This window comes from Chryseotalea sanaruensis (assembly GCF_003990915.1).
GTDB lineage: Bacteria > Bacteroidota > Bacteroidia > Cytophagales > Cyclobacteriaceae > Chryseotalea > Chryseotalea sanaruensis.
The window spans coordinates 1-659 of record NZ_BHXQ01000029.1 but is presented as its reverse complement, the minus strand read 5'-3'; the positions used below and the strand labels follow the sequence as shown (position 1 = coordinate 659).

Here is a 659-nt window from a genome sequence, read left to right as displayed (position 1 = left end):
TACATCCCAAACAAATCATGCTGATCAATCGCTACCTGGTTGAAGAGCGACCGATATTGAATAGTAAGCAAACAGATAAACTTATCCTGACCAGACGTTATAAACCGGAGAGCGGAAGTGGAGTAGGCAAAGTAGTAAAGCCCTACAAAAAATTATTCCCCGACAAAGAATTAACAGCACTTGCTATCCGTCAAAGCGTGATAGCCAATTTATTGAAAGCAGAGAAAGACATCAGATCGGTACAAGTTTTTGCAGGACACAAAAGTCCGATGACAACAGAACGCTATCAGCAAACCGGAATCGAAGAGTTAACCGCAGCGGTGATGAAGTTCCACCCGCTGAAGTGAACAAATACAGCCGCCCGCATGCAAGTTTTTCTGTCACAGTTTTTGCAAAGGCCGACACACTTGCAGCACATGGCCAGGCCGCACCGACCCGCGCACATCCTAAGCCAGTCCAAGAGCTGCACCCACCGCGCTGAGCAAAAACATGCGCCAGAAAAACTTGCCCAAAGCTAAGTTACATAACGTGCTCTTATGCAAGCAGCCGCACGAGTCCATCGCACAAACCCAAGCTGTTGCATAAGCACATTATGTAAAATAGCCGCGCTAGAGCTTCGAATAAAAATCGGAGCAGTTGACAAACGATAACAGCTGCGA

General features: G+C 46.9%; 1 protein-coding gene. It reads left to right on the top strand.

Features of this window, described 5'->3' with window-relative positions; all coding sequences use genetic code 11:
• On the top strand, window positions 1-347 hold a 347-nt coding region (locus tag SanaruYs_RS20015), incomplete at its 5' end, for a tyrosine-type recombinase/integrase (RefSeq protein WP_218022495.1).
• Window positions 348-659: the final 312 nt, after the last annotated feature.